At 67.4% G+C, this 20118-nt stretch carries 6 pseudogenes; all 6 read right to left on the reverse strand.

What is annotated here, in order from left to right:
- Positions 1–59 precede the first annotated feature (59 nt).
- Positions 60–368: pseudogene (locus tag HYG77_RS40710) on the reverse strand (condensation domain-containing protein); the annotation flags it as partial.
- 154 nt (positions 369–522) lie between these two features.
- A pseudogene (locus HYG77_RS39850) lies at positions 523–4680 on the reverse strand (amino acid adenylation domain-containing protein); the annotation flags it as partial.
- A 73-nt stretch (positions 4681–4753) separates the two neighbouring features.
- Positions 4754–4969 (reverse strand): annotated as a pseudogene (locus HYG77_RS40715) (condensation domain-containing protein); the annotation flags it as partial.
- Between the two features lie 91 nt (positions 4970–5060).
- Positions 5061–7814, reverse strand: a pseudogene (locus HYG77_RS39855) (amino acid adenylation domain-containing protein); the annotation flags it as partial.
- 124 nt (positions 7815–7938) lie between these two features.
- Positions 7939–8247, reverse strand: a pseudogene (locus tag HYG77_RS40720) (condensation domain-containing protein); the annotation flags it as partial.
- Between the two features lie 154 nt (positions 8248–8401).
- Positions 8402–20068: pseudogene (locus HYG77_RS39860) on the reverse strand (amino acid adenylation domain-containing protein); the annotation flags it as partial.
- Positions 20069–20118: the final 50 nt, after the last annotated feature.

A 20118-nucleotide genomic window follows, 5' to 3' on the forward strand; every position in this document is an offset into this window, starting at 1 on the left:
GTGGACCAGCCGTCGAGGAGGATGTGGTGGTTGGTGATGACGAGGTGGTGGTGGTGTGGGGTGCGGGTGATGAGGGTGTAGCGGAGTAGGGGTGGGGTGTTCATGTCGAAGCGGGTGTGGCGGTCGGTGGTGAGGATGTCTTCGACGGTGGTGGGGTGTTGGTGGGGTGGTTGGTGGGTGAGGTCGTGTTGGGTCCAGGGGAGGGGGGTGTGGTGGGTGATGATTTGGATGGGGTGGCCGTCGGGTGTGTGGGTGAAGGCGGCGCGGAGGTTGGGGTGGCGGTGGAGGAGGGTTTCGGCGGCGTGGTGGAGTCGGGTGGTGTCGAGGGGGCCGTGGAGGTCGAGGGTGAGTTGGACGGTGTAGGTGTCGAGGGTGTGGTCGGTGTATTCGGAGTGGAAGAGGAGGCCGGCTTGTAAGGGGGAGAGGGGGCCAGATGTCGGTGAGGGTGGGGTAGTGGTGTTCGAGGGTGTCGATGGTGTGTTGGTCGAGGTGGACGAGGTCGAAGTCGGTGGGGGTGTGTCCGCCGGTGTGGGGTTGGTGGGTGTGGGTGGTGAGGGCGGTGAGTGCGGTGGTGAAGAGGTCGGCGAGTTCGCTCACCTCCCCGGGGGTGAGAACTCCTGTCGGATAGAGCCATCCCACTTCCAGGACCGGTCCGTCGTCCGTTTCGATGACCATGGCGTTGACGTCGAGCGTTGCTGCAGCACCGATGTCCGCACGGAACCGGCGATGTAGTCCGGTGCCCGACACCGGCAACCATCCACCGCCACCGGAGCGATCCGGAAGGCTACCGCTGAATCGACCGAGGTAGTTGAAGGTGATCTGGGGGTCGGGGTAGGTGCGGAGTTCTTCGGCGGTGTCGGGGTCGAGGTAGCGCAGTTGTCCGTATCCGGCGCCGTGGTCGGGGATGGTGCGTAGTTGTTCTTTGATGGTTTTGATGGCGGTTCCGGCGGCGTCTCCGCCGTGGAGGGCGTCGTCGAGGTCGATGCCGGTGAGGTCGAGTCGGACGGGGTGGATGGTGGTGAACCAGCCGACGGTGCGGGAGAGGTCCGCGCCGGGGATGAGGCTGTTGCCGCGGCCGTGCCCCTCGACCCCGACCAGAACCTCGTCGAACGGGTGAGCGTGACGACGCCGCCACCGCGCGACGGCCAGCGCCAGGGCGGTGAACAAGCCGTTGTCGACACCGGCGTGGAAGGCGCGGGGAAGTTCGCGCAGAAGCGTTTCGGTGACGTCCGGCGGGATCTCGGTCGTGACCTTGTCGGTGGTCAGCTCGGTGTCGTGGACGGAGTCGAGTGGCCGGGATCCGAGAAGGGGGTCGGGTCCGTCGAGGATGCGGCGCCAGAGGTCGAGTTCACCGGCCCGTTCGGGGGCGGTGTCGACGAGGGCGTGCGCCCAGCGGCGCATCGAGGTCCCGTTCTCGGGCAGGTCGGGGTCCCGGCCGGCGGTGATGTCTTCCCAGGCGGCGGCGAGGTCGGGTACCAGGATTCGCCAGGACACGCCGTCGACGGCCAGGTGATGGATCACCAGCAGGAGTCGGCCCTCCTGCGCTGACAGGTCGCCGTTGCGGTGGTGCGGGGAGGCGTCGAACCACACGGCCTGCAGCATGACGCCCCGGGCCGGATCGAGCCGGTCCTCGGCGAAGGTCAGCTGGTCACTGATCATCGCCGCGAACTCGGGGCCGCGGTCCGACGGAGTGTCGATGCGCGACAGCAGGTCCGACGCCTGGATCGCTCCAACGGGGAGCACCTCCATGGCCGGTCCGGCGTCCGTCCGCCACAGCCGGGCGCGCAGCATGTCGTGGTGGTCCAGTACCGCCTGCACTGTTCGAGCGAGCGTATCGAGGGACAGGGCCGGCGGTGCTGTCAGGACTGCGGCTTGAGAGAACCGGCTGATGTCGCCGCCACGGCCCAGCAGCCAGTGCGCGATGGGCGTCAACGGGAGCGCGCCGACGCCCCCGCCGGGAAGCTCCGCGAGACCCGTCGGCTGAGCGATGGTGGTGACCTCGGCGAGCGCAGCCACCGATTTACGTTCGAACACGTCGCGCGGGCTGAAGAACATCCCTGCCGCCTTGGCGCGGGCCACCAGCTGGATGGCCATGATGCTGTCGCCGCCGAGTGCGAAGAACGAGTCGTCGATGCCGACGGTGTCCAGCCCGAGGACCTGTGCGAACAGTCCGGCGAGTACTCGCTCGGTGGGAAGCGACGGAGCCCGGCTCGACGTGACGCGCTCGGTGAAGTCCGGCGCCGGTAGCGCTTTCCTGTCGAGTTTGCCATTCGCGGTGAGCGGCAACCGGTCGAGGACGACGAGAGTCGCGGGCACCATGTGCGGAGCCAACTCGGCACGGGCCGATTCCAGCACCGATTCGACGTCGAGTTCCTCATCGGGGACCCCGGGTACGACGTAACCGATGAGCCGGTCCAACGCGTTGTCGTCCGTGTGGACCTGGACCACCGCGTGCACTACTGCGGGGTGCCGTCGCAGCGTGATCTCGATCTCTCCGGGTTCGATGCGGTAACCGTGCAGCTGAACCTGGAAGTCGCTGCGGCCCTGGTAGACCAGCTGCCCATCTCGATTCCACCGGGCGAGGTCACCGGTGCGGTACATGCGGGTGCCGTGACCGGCAGGATCCGCCACGAAGCGGGTGGCGGTCAGCTCCGGCCGATTCAGATATCCTCGCGCGAGCTGACTGCCCGAGACATACATTTCACCGAGCACTCCGACCGGAACAGGGTGCAGTCGGCGATCGAGGACGGCGACGCGCAGCCCGGATATGGCTCGGCCGATGACCGACGCCCGTGCCGTTGCCGCCATTGTGCGGTCGAGTGCCAGCGCGCTCACGTGGACGGTGGTCTCCGTGATGCCGTACATGTTCACCAAGGTGGGGGCATCGTCGTGACGGGCGTACCAGCGGTCGAGTTGACGGAGATCGAGGGACTCGCCGCCGAAAATCACGTAGCGCAGCGCCGTATCACCCTGTTGCGCAGCGGTGTCGGGCGCACTGGCATCCGCCTCGATGAGCTGGTAGAACGCGGTGGGGGTCTGGCTGAGGACCGTGACGTGTTCGCGGCGCAGCAGTGCGAGGAACGCCTCCGGGGACCGTGCTGTGTAGTAGTCGACCAGCACGGCTCTGCCGCCCCTCAGGAGAGCGCCCCAGAGTTCCCACACGGAGAAGTCGAACGAGAACGAATGGAACAGCGTCCACACATCGGATTCGTCGATTCCGAACCGGTCGAGTGTGTTGGCGAACAACGTCAGAACGTTGCGGTGCGACACCACAACGCCTTTGGGGTGCCCGGTCGACCCGGAGGTATAGATCACGTACGCAGCACAATCCGGGGTCAGTGCATTCCGTCGGTCCGTCTCTGTTACAGGAGCCGGTGAGAAGCCGCTCGCCGCCGTGATCACCGCTTCGGAGTCGACCACGACGTGCGGAATGCCGGTGTCCGGCAGTGACTCGTCGATCTCAGTGGACGTCACGACGCACAGGGGGCGCGCATCGCCGAGTACGAACGCGATGCGTTCGGCCGGATAGGCGACGTCGAGGGGTAGGTGCGCGGCTCCGGATACCGTGACCGCGAGCCATGCGACGACGGAGTCGAACGAGCGTGGGAGCGCGACGGCTACCGAGGATTCCGGACCCGCGCCGATCGAGATCAGATACCGTGCCAGGCTGTTGACGCGGGCCGACAACGCCGAATAGGTCGTCGTCGAGCCGTCCACCGTGAGAGCGCCGGAAGCGGGGAACTGCGCAGCGACTCGGGCGAAGCGGTCGGCGAGGGTGTCGGCGCCCGAGTCGGTGCCGGGCTCGTTCCACTGATGTGCGATCGTGTCGCGTTCAGTGTCGTCAATGATCTCGATGTCCCCGACGGGGAGGGCGGGGTCAGTCGAAACCGCCTCGAGTATCCGGAGGAAACGCTTCGCGAAGCCCTCGACCGTGTCGCGCTCGAAAAGATCACCGGCGTAGGTGAAGGCGGCGGATACGCCGGCGGGTGAGGAATCTTCGGCGAGATGTTCACGCAGGGTGAGTTGCAGGTCGAACTTCGCGGCACCGAAATCGGTGTCTACGGCTTCGACCGTCAGGTCCGGCAACTCGAGCGAGATCGACTCGGCCCGGCCGAACTCGATGAGAACCTGGAACAACGGCGAATGCGCGGTGGAGCGGCCGGGGTCGAGCTCCTCGACGAGCACCTCGAACGGCAGATCGGCGTGAGTGAAGGCGCCGAGGTCGGCGTCCCGGGTGGTGTCGAGGACGTCGGCGAACGATGCGGCAGTCGTCACCGGAGTACGCAGCACGAGCGTTCCGACGAACATTCCGACGAGGTCGTCGAGGGCGGGCTCACCGCGCCCGGCGACGGGCACACCGACAACGATGTCGGAACTGTCGGCGAGCCGGGCGAGCAGCACGGTGAACGCCGCGTGGAAGGCCATGAACATCGTCGCCTCGTGATCCCCGGACAGGGCGGACAGTCGGCGATGGACCTGCGGATCGATGTCGAAGTACACGGATTCGCCGCGGAGGGTGCGTTGTGGTGGTCGTGGGTGGTCGGTGGGGAGGGGGAGGAGGTCGGGGAGGGCGTGGAGGGTGTTTTTCCAGTAGTGGAGTTGGGTGGTGATGAGGCTGTGGGGGTCGTCGGTGGTGCCGAGGAGTTGGTGTTGCCAGAGGGTGTAGTCGGCGTAGTGGATGGTGAGGGGGGTGAGGTGGGGGGGTGTGGTGGTGGGTGTGGGCGGTGTAGGCGGTGTAGGCGGTGACGAGGTCGCGGAGGAGTGGGGTGAGGGAGTGGCCGTCGGCGCTGATGTGGTGCAGGACGAGGGTGAGGATGTGGTGGTGGGGGGTGAGTTGGTAGAGGTGGGTGCGCAGTGGGGTGTCGGTGGTGACGTCGAATCCGGTGGTGGTGTCGGTGGTGATGTGTTGGGGGAGTTGGGTTTCGGTGGTGGTTGTGGTGGGGAGGTGGTGTGGTGTGGGTGGGTGGATGTGTTGGGTGGGTTGGCCGTGGTGGAGGGGGGTAGGTGGTGCGGAGGGTTTCGTGGCGGGTGGTGAGGTCGGTGAGGGCGTGTTCGAGTGCGGTGGTGTCGAGGTGTCCGGTGAGGTGGAGGGTGAGGGGGATGTTGTAGGCGGGTGAGGTGGTGTCGTATTGGTTGAGGAACCACATGCGTTTCTGGGCGGGGGAGAGGGGGATCCACCGCGGCCGCGGACCCGCAGTGAGCGCAGGCCGGGCGGTGGTGCCGCTCTCCGCCGAGGCCACCACCCGGGCGAGCGCGCGAGGGGTGGGGGCATCGAACAGTGCGCGGACGCCGATGTCGGTGTGCAGCACCGTGTTGATGCGGGCTACCGCCCGGGTGGCACTGAGGGAGTTCCCGCCGTACTCGAAGAAGCTGTCGTCGACCCCGAGACTGGGCGTCTCGAGTACCGCAGCGAGCAGCCGGGTGAGCGTGTCTTCGAGCGGAGTGGTGGGGGCTGTCCGTCCGGTACCGTCACGCCCGTCCCGCCCGGAAGTACCGCGCAAGGCCCGCAGTGCGTCGCGGTCGAGCTTGCCGGTCGGGGTGCGCGGTATCTCGGCAATCGGCACCATCGCTGCGGGAATCATGTGCGAGGGCACTCGCTGGGCGAGGTACGCGACGAGGCTCCGGGCCTCGAAGTCCTGATCGGCGGCGGGCAGTACGTAGGCGGTGAGGGCTGTGTCACCCGAAGCCGTCTGGTCAGCGAGCGTGGCTGCGAAGGCGACGGCGGGATGGCGGGTCAGCACCGCATCGATCTCACCCAGTTCGATGCGGAAGCCGCGGACCTTCACCTGGAAATCGCTGCGGCCCAGATACTCCAGCGTATGACCGTGGTCGCGCCACCGGACGATGTCACCGGTACGGTACAGCCGCTCACCCGCGCCGCCGTAGGGGTGTGCCACGAACCGGGTCGCGGTGAGGCCGCGGCGCCCGTAGTAGCCACGCGCCAGCCCGCCGCCGGCGACATAGAGCTCGCCGGGCGCGCCTACCGGGACCGGCTGCAGCCGGGTGTCGAGCACGAGCTCGGTGACGCCGCGAACAGGGCCGCCGATCGGGACCGTCTCCCCCGGGACCAAGTCGTGGGTGAGGTTGGTGGCCACCGTCGCCTCGGTCGGGCCGTACGCATTGAGCATGCGGTGTTTCGGCGCCCAGCGAGCGACCAGCTCCGTCGGGCATTCCTCGCCACCGGTAAGGATGCATTCGAGCCCGTCGAATCCGGCCGGATCGAGCGAGGCCAGGGCGGTGGGAGTGAGGAAGGCATGGGTCACGCCGCCGTCGAGCATCCGCCGCTTCAGCTCCTCGCCGCCGTACACGGTGGGTGGGACCAGAACCATGGTGGCTCCCGCCGACCACGTGAGCAGGTACTCGAGGATCGATGCGTCGAAGCTCGGGGACGAGAAGTGCATGACGCGCGATCGCGACGTCACGGCGGCGCGCTCGCGCAATTCGTCTGCCAGCGCGTAGATCCCACGGTGGCTGAGCACGACACCTTTCGGGATGCCGGTCGACCCGGAGGTGTAGATGACGTAGGCCGGGGTGTCGACGCTCGGACCTGACAGGTCGACGCCGGAACCGGTGGCAGGCGCGCCGCCGTCCGTGCGTACGTCATCGACACTTGTCCATGCGACAGTGCCGGGCAGTGCTTCGAGATGCTCGGAGACGGTCAGGCCGAGGGTGACACCGGAGTCGGACACCATGTGGCCGATGCGGGCGCGGGGGTAGGTGGGGTCCACGGGAAGGAACGCGGCGCCGGTCTTCACTACCGACCACACGGCGACCACGGACTCTATCGACCGCGGCACCGCCACCGCGACAACGGTTTCCGGACCGGCCCCCTGGTAGACGAGCGAGTGGGCGAGGTGGGTGGAGCGTTCGTCGAGTTCGTTATAGGTCACCTGGACGTCGCCGTCGACCACCGCGGTGGAATTACCGTGGCGCACGGTGGCTTCCGTGATGAGGTGGGCGAGGGTGCGGGGCCGCTCGGCCGCCTCACCCCGGGCGGGCACCAGCGTTGCCGACTCTTCGGGGGTGAGGACGCTCAGGCGGGAGAGCGGAAGAGCCGGTGTGTCGGCCATGGCGACGAGAACGGTGATCACCCGCTCGAGCAGGGTGTCGACCGCTGCGGTGTCGAAAGCGGCGCTGTCGTAGGTGGCACGCAGGTGCAGGCGAATGTCGGCGGTGGCGGCGATCGCCAGAGGGTAGTGGGTGGTGTCCATCGTATGGACGCCCGTGATGTCGAGTTCGCTGTCGTGGGGGTCGAGAGCGGCGGTGTCGAGGGGGTAGGACTCGAAGACGGTGAGGGTGTCGAAGGTGGTGGCGGGTCCGGTGGCGCGGTGGATGTCGGGGAGGCCGAGGTGGTGGTGGTCGAGGAGTTGGGTGTGGGTGTGGTGGGTGTGGTCGAGGAGTTGGGTGAGGGTGTGGTGGGGGTCGAGGGTGATGCGGACGGGGATGGTGTTGATGAAGAGTCCGATCATGGTTTCGATGCCGGGGATGTGGGGTGGGCGTCCGGAGACGGTGGTGCCGAAGACGACGTCGTCGCGGTGGGTGAGGGTGGCCAGGACGATGCCCCAGGCGGTTTGGACCATGGTGTTGAGGGTGAGGTTCCGCTCCCGCGCCAGCGCCCGCAGGGTGTCGGTGTGTTCGGCGGCGAGCGTCACGACGTGGTCGGCAGGCGCCCCCCGCTCCAAGGCGAGATGACCGTGGGGCACCAGAAGTGTCGGTTCCTCGACTCCCTCGAGCGCCCGGCGCCACGCCTCGACCGACTCGGCGTAGTCGCGCTGAGCCAACCAGGCGAGGTAATCCCGGTAGGGGGTCACCGGTGGAAGTCCGGTGGTGTCGTTGTGGTGGGTGTAGAGGTGGAGGAGTTCGTGGAGGAGGAGGGGGGGTGGACCAGCCGTCGAGGAGGATGTGGTGGTTGGTGATGACGAGGTGGTGGTGGTGTGGGGTGCGGGTGATGAGGGTGTAGCGGAGTAGGGGTGGGGTGTTCATGTCGAAGCGGGTGTGGCGGTCGGTGGTGAGGATGTCTTCGACGGTGGTGGGGTGTTGGTGGGGTGGTTGGTGGGTGAGGTCGTGTTGGGTCCAGGGGAGGGGGGTGTGGTGGGTGATGATTTGGATGGGGTGGCCGTCGGGTGTGTGGGTGAAGGCGGCGCGGAGGTTGGGGTGGCGGTGGAGGAGGGTTTCGGCGGCGTGGTGGAGTCGGGTGGTGTCGAGGGGGCCGTGGAGGTCGAGGGTGAGTTGGACGGTGTAGGTGTCGAGGGTGTGGTCGGTGTATTCGGAGTGGAAGAGGAGGCCGGCTTGTAAGGGGGAGAGGGGGCCAGATGTCGGTGAGGGTGGGGTAGTGGTGTTCGAGGGTGTCGATGGTGTGTTGGTCGAGGTGGACGAGGTCGAAGTCGGTGGGGGTGTGTCCGCCGGTGTGGGGTTGGTGGGTGTGGGTGGTGAGGGCGGTGAGTGCGGTGGTGAAGAGGTCGGCGAGTTCGCTCACCTCCGCAGCGGTCAGCACTCCGGCCGCATACGTCCACGTGGACTTCAACTCTCGTGCACCCGCGGCCCCTACCGCGGCGGCGTCGATGCTCAGCACCGCAGGTGCGGGCATCTCAGCGTTCTGACGTCCCCCGAGGTCGGCATCCTCGACCGGCGACCAGGCCGAGGTCCGTCCCTCGACATCTGCGGCGGTGGTGAACCTTCCGAGGTAGTTGAAGGTGATCTGGGGGTCGGGGTAGGTGCGGAGTTCTTCGGCGGTGTCGGGGTCGAGGTAGCGCAGTTGTCCGTATCCGGCGCCGTGGTCGGGGATGGTGCGTAGTTGTTCCTTGATGGTTTTGATGGCGGTTCCGGCGGCGTCTCCGCCGTGGAGGGCGTCGTCGAGGTCGATGCCGGTGAGGTCGAGTCGGACGGGGTGGATGGTGGTGAACCAGCCGACGGTGCGAGAGAGGTCTGCGCCAGGGATGAGGCTGTTGCCGCGGCCGTGCCCCTCGACGGTCACCAGAACCTCGTTCACCCGAAGGCCCCTGCGGTGTCGCCAGACGGCGATCGCGAGCGCGAGCGCAGTGAGCAGCGCGTCGTCGGTGCCGGCGTGAAAAGCCTTGGGCACGTCGGCCAATAGTGCCTCGGTGACGCCGGTCGGCATGTCGACCGTGAGGTCGCGGGACGTCGCGCGGGTGTCGCGGACGGGGTCGAGTGGCCGGGATCCGAGGAGGGGGTCGGGTCCGTCGAGGATGCGGCGCCAGAGGTCGAGTTCACCGGCCCGTTCGGGGGCGGTGTCGACGAGGGCGTGCGCCCAGCGGCGTATCGAGGTGCCGTTCTCGGGCAGGTCGGGGTCCCGGCCGGCGGTGATGTCTTCCCAGGCGGCGGCGAGGTCGGGTACCAGGATTCGCCAGGACACGCCGTCGACGGCCAGGTGATGGATCACCAGCAGGAGTCGGCCCTCCTGCGCCGACAGGTCGCCGTTGCGGTGGTCCGGGGAGGCGTCGAACCACACGGCCTGCAGCATGACGCCCCGGGCCGGATCGAGCCGGCCGGCTGCGGCCTCCAGTTCGGAGACCGCCAGGCGATGGAACTCCGGGCCTGTGACCCGCGCGACCGCGACCCGTCGGAGAAGATCGCTTCCGGGGGCGGGTCCCGCGGGTACCTCCATGATCGGGTCGCGGCCCGGGGTGAGACGAAGCCGAGCGCGCAGGGCGGCGTGATGCTCGACGACGGCCTCGAGGGTACGCGTGAGAGTCTCGTGGTCGACCCCTGCCGGGGTGGTCAGCAGTGCGGCCTGCGAGAACTGGCTGAAGTCACCGCCGAGCTCGAGCAACCAGGAAGCGATGGGCGTCAGCGGAAACTCTCCGGTGTCGCCACCGGGCAGTTCCTCCAAAGTGGGTGTGGCGAACGGCTGGATCGAGACGGCCCGCGCGAGCCGGCTGACGGTCTTGTGTTCGAACACGTCCCGCGGTTGCACCGTAAGGCCGGCGGTTCGTGCCCGCGCGACCAATTGAATGGCCATGATGCTGTCGCCGCCGAGCGCGAAGAACGAATCGTCGACACCCACGGCGTCGAGACCGAGTACCTCTGCGAACAGGGCCGCGAGTACGCGCTCGGCCTCCGAGCTCGGCAGCCGCTGGCTCGTTGCACGGACGGTGAAGTCGGGGGCGGGAAGTGCCCCACGATCGACCTTGCCGTTCGGTGTCAGCGGGAACGACGGCAGGATGAGGATCGTCGACGGCACCATGTGCGACGGCAGGGCAGAGGCGGCATGGTCGATCAGGATGTTCCCGTCGATCTCCGCATCCGGCTCGGGCACGGCGTAACCGATCAGATGGTCGGCGCCGTGGGAGTCCCGGTGGAGTGCCACCACGGCCTGGGCAACCCCTGGGTGGCGGAGCAGTGTGGATTCGATCTCTCCCGGTTCGACACGGTAGCCGTGCAGCTGAATCTGGAAATCGCTGCGTCCCAGATACTCGATCTGTCCGAGACTGTTGTGGCGGGCGAGGTCACCGGTGCGATACATCCGGCTCCCCGGGGCACCGTTCGGATCCGGGATGAACCGAAGTGCGGTCAGGTCCGGTCGTCCCAGGTATCCGCGGGCCAGTTGCGCACCGCTGATGTACATTTCGGCAGCGACTCCGCGCGGCACCGGGTGCAACCGGTGATCGAGGAGATACACCCGGGTATTCCACACCGGGGTGCCGATCGGAATCACCGGTGTGAGCGGCAGCGACGTGACATCGCAATAGGTGGCCGTCACCGACGCTTCTGCCGGACCGTACATGTTCCCGAGCGCGACACCTCGGGACAGCACCCGGTCGGCGGTGCGGGCAGGCAGAGCTTCACCTCCCGAGAACACCCGGCGGAGCGACGAGGGGAATGCGCGCCGGTGGTCGCCGACGAACACCTCGAGCATCGAGGGCACGAATTCGACGACGGTGATGTTCTCGGTCGACAGCACCGTAGTCAGGTACTCGAGATCGAGATGGCCGTCGGGCAGGAGAATGACCAATGCGCTGCCGGCGCACAATGCCGAGAATGATTCCCAGATGGCGACATCGAACGCGATCGGTGCTTTCTGGAGGGTGCGGTCGTCGGGAAGGAGCGGCAGCTGGGATCGGGACCACGCCAGCTGATTGGTGATCGCTGCATGGGACACTGCGACGCCCTTGGGTCTTCCGGTGGAGCCCGAGGTGTAGACCACGTAGGCGAGGTTCTCCGGGTGCAGGGCAGCGATGCGGTCGGCGTCCGTGACCGGACGCGCATCCACAGCCTCGAGATCGACGACGTCCAGGGCGAGGACCTCGGTGCCGGGAGGGACGGGAACATCGACGCCGGAAATCGTGAGCACCAATGCGGGCGCGGAGGAGTCGAGCAGATAGGCGATGCGTTCGGGGGGATGTCCGAGGTCGAGGGCAAGCAGGGCGGCGCCCGCTTTGACGACGGCGAACATTCCGGCAAGCAGTTCGAACGATCGCGGCAGGGCCAGTGCCACCACGCACTCCGGTCCTATGCCCCTCCCGATCAGGATGCGCGCGAGCTGATTGGTCCAGGTGTCGAACTCGCGGTAGTTCAGGGCATTCCCCTCGAACACGACAGCGGTGTCCTCGGGTGCCCTGGCGACCTGGGCATCGAAGAGGTCGAGGATCGTGTCACCGGGTAAGTCGTGTCTGGTGACGAACTTCCGGTCGAGCGCTCGCTCGAGCTCGGTGCTGTCGAGCAAGGGGATATCACCGACCACCGTGGTGGGCAGGTAAGAGACCGTGTCGATCACGCGGAGGAACATGTCGACGAACCCGCGCACTGTCGCTTCGTCGAAGAGATCGGTGGAATACACGAATTCGCCGGTGATTCCGCCAGGCGCGCCGTCGTCGGTGAGGTGCTCGCGCAGAACGACATTCAGGTCGAACTGGGACAGGTGCGAGTCGAGGTCGAGGGTGGACACGCGCAGTCCGGGCAATTCCGGTTTCGCCTCCGCCAGGTTCAGGAAGGAGAGCATCACCTGGAACAGGGGGTGTGCAGCCGTGGAACGCGCCGGGTTCAGTTCCTCGACCAGACGCTCGAAGGGGATGTCCGCGTGCGCGAAGGCGTCGACATCAGTTTCTCGTACGCGGGCCAGGACCTTGTCGAACGGCAGTGCCGGGTCGATTCGCGTGCGCAGCACGAGGGTGCCGACGAACATGCCGACGAGATCGTCGAGTGCCTGTTCACCACGTCCCGCGATCGGCGATCCCACCGTGACGTCGCCGGTGTTCCCGAGCCGCGACAGCAGAACCGCGAGAGCGGCGTGGACGGTGACGAAGGGAGTGGCATCGTGTTCCCGCGCCAACTCGGTCAGCCGACGGTGTGTCTCGGGTGACATGGTGAAGCGGGCGGTGGCCGCCTGGTAGGTGGCGGTCGTGGGTCGTGGACGGTCGGCCGGCAGTTCGAGCCTCTCAGGGAGATCGGCCAACGTGGTCCGCCAGTAGGTGAGCTGCTCGGACAGTGGCGACGTCGGGTCTTCGGCGGACCCCAGGACCTCTCGTTGCCAGAGTGCGAAGTCCCCGTACTGCACGGGAAGTGGCTTCCAGTCGGGGGCGTGACCCTGCGTGCGCGCGGCATACGCCGTGGTCATGTCTCGCGCCAGCGGAACCAGGGACCACCCATCCGCCGCGATGTGATGCACCACGAGCACGAAGACGTGGGTGAGTGGGTCCACGCGGAATACCTCGGCACGCAGCGGTGCCCGAACCGTGACGTCGAAGGTGGTGGCGATGACGTCGTCGATCCGTTCCCGCAGGTGCTTGTCGTCGAGGATCGGTATCGGCGTGAGTTCGAGTTGTGCCTCGTCGACGGGTTGCACCACCTGGACCGGTCCATCGTCGGTGAGGGGGTACACCGTCCGCAACGATTCGTGTCGAGTGACGACGTCCACCAGGGCAGCGCTGAGAGCGGCAATATCGAGTGGTCCGCTGATACGCACGACCATCGGTATGTTGTAGGCCGCGGAGCTGGTATCGAACTGATTGACGAACCACATCCGTTGTTGCGCAAACGATACCGGGACCGGCCGGGTGGGATCCCTCGGTCGGAGCGGTGGGAGGGACGCCTCTTTGTCTTCGGCGTCGAGCACGGCGGCCAGGGCCTGCACGGTCGGCGCCTCGAATAGGGCGCGCACACCGATTCCGGTGCTCAGCGCCGAGTTGAGGCGGGCCACCACCTTCGTGGCGATCAGGGAGGTGCCGCCGAGTTCGAAGAAGTTGTCGTCGACGCCCACACCTTCGACACCGAGTACCTGCGCGAACACCGATGCGACCGCTTCCTCGCGTGGTGTCCTGGGCGCGCGGAACTCGGCGGCGTACCCGAGGGATTCGGGCACGGGCAGGGCGGTGCGGTCGACCGCACCGGTGGAGTCGACGGGAAGAGTGTCGAGCTCCACTATCTCGGTGGGAATGCAGTGCGCCGGAAGCAGGGTCGCGGCAAATTCGGTCAGACGGCCTTGCTCCACTTCGGCACTCGCGGCCGGCGTCACATAGGACACCAGGGCGTGGTCACCCGAACGGGTGGTGTAGTCGACCGTCACCGCCCGGTCGATCGACGGGTGCGCCGACATCGCCGCGTCGATCTCGTCGAGGGGGATACGGTATCCGCGGAGCGACGACCGGAAGTCGGAACGGCCGACGATGTAAAGGCCCCCGTCTCGGTCGGTTCGCGCCAGATCGCCGGTGCGGTACATCCGTTCGCCGGGACCATCGAACGGACTCGCCACGAAGCGGGTGCTGGTGGCACGTGCCCGGCCGTGATAGCCGCGTGCGAGGGCGGTACCGCCCACATACAGCTCGCCCACGACACCCGCGGGGACGATGTGCAGCCGACGATCCAGAACGACGAGTGGCCGCCCGGGCGCGGATATCAGCGGGAGGGCCTGTGCCTGGTGTGCGGTCGCGAGTACCTCCGACGCTGCCACCCAGGTGACGGTCTCGGTGGAGGCATACATCTGCATGGCGGTGGTCGACGCCGGCAGCGTGGACAATCGTGCGGCCAGGTTGGTGGAGACGGCCTCGCCGCCGAGGACGACGAGTCGCGGAGCTGACAGTGGAGTGCTTCCCGCCGTTGGCAGGGCGCGAAGAATCGGATCGAATGCTGTGGGGGTCCGGCTCAGGACAGTGACGTGTTCGTGGGCAATCAGTGCTGCGGTCTCGCGCGGTGACCGGGCGGTGTCTTCATCGACGATCAGCAACCGACCACCATGCAGCAACGCACCCCACAGCTCCCACACGGAGAGATCGACGGTGTGGGTGGCAAACGTCGTCCACACGTCGGAATTGTCGAAGCCGAACTGGGATGCGGAGGCGAAGGCGGCGAGCACGGCGCGGTGCGAGAGAGAGACCGGCTTCGGCGGCGCCGTCGAACCGGCGGTGAACAGCACATAGGCGGCCGAGTCCGGCGTCGCAGCATGCGTGAGCGGCGCATCCGACGTGGCAGCGAGTTCGTGCACCGTGTCGGGAGCGTCGAGCACGACGACAGCAGAACCGGTGTCGGGGAGTTCAGCCGCGAGGTCGAGGTGAGTGATGATCATCGCGGGATCCGCCGACGTCAGGGCATGCTCGACGCGGGAGCGGGGCCAGGTCACCTCGACCGGGAGACAGGCACCGCCCGCTGCGATCACCGCGAGCACGGCAACCACCCAGTCGACGGACCTGGGAACCGCCACGGCGACCACGGTTTCGGGGGTAAGCGTGCGGTTCATCAGCAGACGGGCCAGGCGAGTGACGCGGGTAGCCAGCTCGGAATACGAGACCGTGTCACCCGCGTAGGTGACGGCTGCCTGATTCGGGGACGTCGTCGCCGCGCGGAGTAATACGTCTGCGAGAGTCTGGCTTTCACTCATTGTGACGGGCTGCCGCCAAGGCGTGAGCGCGGCGTCCCGCTCGGCTGCATCGAGGATCTCGATGTCACCGATCGGGGTCTGCGGATTCTCGGTGACCGCCTCCAGTATGCGCACGAAACGCTCGGCGAATTTCCGCACCGTCTGCTCGTCGAACAGATCGGTGGCATACACGACCCCCGCCTGCATACCGAGGGGGGAGCCGTTGGTGTCGAGGCGTTCGGAGAGCCAGAGCTGCAGATCGAACTTGGCCATTCCCGCGTCGTAGTCGACCGGCTCCAGGCGGAGTCCGGGCAGCTCGAGACCGTGCAGTTCCCTGCCCGAAGGCAGAATGTGTTCGAACTCGAGCAATACCTGGAAGAGCGGTGAATATGCCGATGAACGTGGGGGGTCCAGCACCTCCACCAGCTGCTCGAACGGGATGTCGGTGTGACCGAAGGCGGCGAGATCGGTGTCCCGCACGTGCCGAAGGGTGTCGCCGAAACCCGTCGACAGGTCTGTCTGGGTACGCAGGACCACGGTGTTGACGAACATGCCGACGACGTCGTCCAGCGCTGCCTCGCCGCGGCCTGCCACCGGAGTGCCGACGGCGACGTCGTCGGATCCACTGAGCCGGGCCAGCAGAACTGCCAGTGCGGCGTGCAACACCATGAACACCGTCGACGTGGAGCTTCGCGCAAGCTCGAGCACGGCGCCGTGCAACTCGGGGTCGATCGAGAATTCTACGCGGCCGCCACGCAGCGACCGGGTGTCCGGGCGCGGGCGGTCGGTGGGCAACTCGAGCAGAGCGGGACTTCCGCTCAGTGTTTCGGTCCAGTAGTCGAGTTGCCGCGACAGCAGGCTGTCCGGGTCCGTGTCACTTCCCAGCAATGCACGCTGCCAGAGGGTGTAGTCGACGTACTGCACGGCGAGCGGTGGCCACTGCGGCGCGTGACCGGCGGTGCGCGCGGCGTACGCCGTGGTCACATCCCGAGCCAGTGGCGCGGTCGACGCCCCGTCCGCCGCGATGTGGTGCAGAACCAGCGCCAGGACGTACTCGCTGTCGCCGAGCTGAAGGAGGGTGCAGCGCAAGGGGACGGCGGTGGCGACGTCGAACCTCGTCGAGCACACCTCGGAAAGGCGTTGCGCCAGTCCGCTTTCGTTCTCCACGGGGATCGGTTCGATGACGGGTACCGCGTCGGCGGCCGGCAGCACGACCTGGTGCGGGCCGTCGGGTGATGCGGGGAACACAGTGCGCAGCGATTCGTGCCGTTCCACGATGTCACCGATCGCGGCCACCAGGGCGGGCACGTCGAGTCGTCCCGTCAAGCGGACGACGAGCGGAATGTTGTAGGCGGGTGACGTGGTGTCGTACTGATTGATGAACCACATGCGCTGTTGAGCGGAGGACAGCGGAATGACGGCGGGGCGTGCCACCGGGGCAAGAGCGGGACGGTCAGGCCCGCGATGCTCGTCCCGGTCGAGTCTCGCAGCCAGTGTCGTCACCGTCGGCGCCTCGAACAGTTCAGCGACCCCGATCGTGGTGCCGAGGGCCGCGTTCACCCGGGCCACTACCCGGGTCGCCGTCAGCGAATTCCCGCCCAGATCGAAGTAGTCGTCGTGGGCGCCGATGCCGCTGACCCCCAGCACGGTCTCCCAGACGGCGGCGACGGTGGCCTCCGTCGGGGTGGCCGGCTTCCGATGAGTGCTGCCGGGCAGGAAGGTGGGTGCGGGCAACGCCGCACGGTCGAGTTTCCCACCAGGGGTGAGCGGGACCTCGTCGAGCGGCACGATGGCCGACGGAAGCATGTACCGGGGGAGGGTGCGTCGCAGGAGCGTTTCCAATCCGGGGACGTCCACCTGCGCGCCCTGCACCGGTCGCACATAGGCGACCAGTGTGGGGTCGCCTGCGCTGGTGGCGCGGTCGACCGTCGCAGCGAAGCTCACCGTGGGATGCCGCATCAGGACGGCATCGATCTCGCCGAGTTCGATACGGAACCCGCGGATCTTGACCTGGAAGTCGCTGCGGCCCAGGTACTCCAGCGACAGGCCGGTGGGTGTTCCGTCCGGAAGGTCGGCACACTTCCGCCACGCGGCGACGTCGCCCGTGCGGTAGAGGCGCTCGCCCGGTGGACCGTGCGGGTCGGCAACGAAACGTGCTGCAGTCAAGCCGGGTCGCCGGTGATACCCGCGGGCAAGGCCGGGACCACCCAGATACACCTCGCCTGCGACTCCCGGCGGAACCGGATGGAGTCGGGAGTCGAGAACCAGTATCGAGAACCCCCGGATCGGCCCGCCCAGGGTCACCCGTTGCCCTGGCGCGAGCGGTGGGCTCAGCGTCGACATGATCGTGGCCTCGGTGGGGCCGTATGCGTTGCGGACCCGCCGGGCGGCAGACGCCCACCGCGTGACCAACTCGGGCGGGCTTGCCTCGCCGGCGAGGGCCAGATCGGTCAGCTCGGGGAGGGCCGCGGGATCGAGTGTCGCCGCAGTAGTCGGCGTGAATATTGCGTGGCTGACGTGCTCGTCGGCGAGTACCCGGGTCAGTTCGGCGCCGCCGACGACGGCAGGTGGCACGATCACCACCCGCGCTCCCGCTCCGAATGCGCCGAGCAGTTCGAAGATGGAAGCGTCGAAACTGGGCGAGGCAAAATGGGAGACCCGCGATTTCGGCGAAATTTCCAGACCTTCGCGTTCCGCGCTGACGAGGTCGGCGATGCCCCGGTGCCCGACCGACACACCCTTCGGGATGCCGGTGGAACCGGACGTGTAGATCACGTAGGCCGCGTGGTCACGCCGCAGTGGCCGCAATCGGTCCGCCTGGGTCACACGGGTAGGAGAGCACCCGGCGACCGTCGTCTCGGTTCGTGTGTCGTCCAAGTCGAGCCAAGACACGGCAGGCGAACGCAGGCGGTGTCGGTGATCGGTCACGCCCAGCACTGCGCCCGAATCGGTCAGCATGTGCTCGATGCGGGCCTGCGGGTAGTTCGGGTCCACCGGGAGGAACGCTGCACCGGACTTGGCGACGGCCCAGAGCGCGAGCACGAACTCGGAAGATCGCGGCAGTGCGAGCGCGACGATGGTGTCCGGTCCGGCACCGCGCGCGATCAGCAGGCGTGCCAACTGATTCGATTCCTCGTCCAGTTCGCGGTACGACATGTCGGTGCCCCGCTCGGAGACGGCAATGGCGTCGGGATCGATTTCCGCGGCCGAAGTCAGTATGTCGGGCAGCAGTCGGGGCGGCAGCGCAGGCGGTCCCAGAGCGGGTACCAGGTTCGCGCGTTCGGCGGGAGTGAGGACGTCGAAATCACCGACGGCCGCACCGGAGTCGAGCGTGGCGACATCGAGCAGGCGCACCAAGCGGTCCCCGAACTCCCGCACGGTGTCGGGTTCGAACAAGGCCGTCGCGAAAAGAAGCTGGATATCGACGCCTGCACAGTCGGGGTGCGCCGTGCAGACGACCGACAGGTCCGCGCCGTCGGTCGGTGACGCGTCCGTTGCCGTACCCGCGAATTCGAGACCGATCTGGAATGGGCACCGGCCGGACGACTCGTCCTGTAGGCCCAGTGCCGCAGCGACCTCGTCGAAGGGGACGTCGGAGTGGGTGTACGCGCCCAGCTCGGTGTCGCGGACCCGTCCGAGCACGTCAGTGAACGTCTGGGCGCTGTCGACGGGGGTGCGCAGGATCAGCGGCCCACCGCCCGGACCACCGGAGGTGCCGACCGCGATGTCGTTGGTGCTCCCCAGTCGCGAGAGCAGTGCGACCAGCCCGGTATGAATCGCGGAGAAGGCTGCGAATCGGCAGTCGGCGCCGACACTGTGCATGCGTTGGTGCAGTTCGGCCGGGATGCGAACATCGACCCGTCCGTCCGCCACGAGTGTGCGATCGACGGGCCGCGGGTGGTCGGTGGGCAGAATGTCGTTCGCGGACAGGCCGTCGAGGGTCTGCTTCCAATAGTCGAGCGCAGCCACCTTCCGCCGTCGGCGTGCTCCTTCGGCGGCGGATTCGGGATGAACGTCGGCTGTCGCGTCTTCGGGGCGGGCCTCGAGGAGCTCCTCCAACAGGGCGACGAAAGCGGAATGGTGCCGACGCAGGTCCTCGTCGGTGTACCGGTGCGGGTTGCCCCGGAACTCGACCAGCGTCCTCTCGGGTGTGCCGCTGCGGTAGACGTTCACCAGGAGGTCCTCGACTGGACCGGACGTGACGACGTGGAATTCCCCGGTCACCGGGCCCAGTGTGATTTCCGGATGGAAGAGCATGACGTTGACCATCGGACCGGTGAGACGGCGGCCAGACGATCGGTCGCCGGCATCACGGCGAATGTCCTCGAGGGTGTAGCGCTGATGGCGGAGTGCGCCCATGAGCTCCAACTGGGACCGGCGCAGCATCTCGTCCACCCGGTCCTCTGGCGGCGCGCTGATGTGCAGTGGGGCGAGGCTGACGAGCATTCCACCGGAACGTCGCAGGATGGTGGTGGTTCGACCGGAGACGGGCAGGCTGAGCAACACTTTCTCGCGGCCGCTCATTCTCGCCAGGTAGCAACCGAAGGCAGCCACGACCACGCCGGCTGCGGGAACTCCGAACACCTCGTCCGAGTGCATCAGGCGCTCTGACGCGGCATCCGACAGCGAGGTAGTCAGGAGGATGCTCTTCGCGACTGCCGGCGCGACCACTTCGGACAGGCTCGACCCCTCCGCGAACCCGGCGATCCGCTGCGCCCAGTAGTCGCGGTCGGCTTCGAATCGAGACGACGACCGATACTGCTGGTCGAGGGCGTAGAGGGTGCGCAGATCCGCCGCAAGATTCGGTTCCGGGGGGTGCCCCTGCACGGCAGCCGTGTAGAGGGCGGCGATGCGATTGACCATGGTCATCGCCCCGTATCCGTCCAGCGCGACGTGGTGAATCCTGCTGTACCACAAGTAATGCTGATCCCCGACGTGCAGAACCGCTGATGCGGCCAGCATGTCCGCCTCGGGGTCGAGAGGTCTCGTGTAGTCGTCCTCCATCCACGTGTGCGCCGCCGCCAGCGGGTCGGCGGCGGCCCGGAGGTCGACGTACTCGGTCGACAAATCGAGGGTCGGGTCGACCACCTGGAAAGGTTCGCCGTCCACCTCGAAAATCCGGAGGAACGGGGAGTGGAACTCGCGCGCGGCGGTCACGGACGCCTTGTCGAGCAAGGCCACATCGAAGGGTCCGTGCACTTCGACGTACTGCGCGATGCAGAGGGGAACCTCGGGCGTCAGCCGCTGCGCCAGCCACATCCCGCGCTGCGCAGACGACAGCGGAAAGCCGGCACCGAACCTGTCGGTGT

It is taken from the genome of Rhodococcus sp. ZPP (assembly GCF_017656075.1).
GTDB classification, from domain to species: domain Bacteria; phylum Actinomycetota; class Actinomycetes; order Mycobacteriales; family Mycobacteriaceae; genus Rhodococcus_F; species Rhodococcus_F oxybenzonivorans.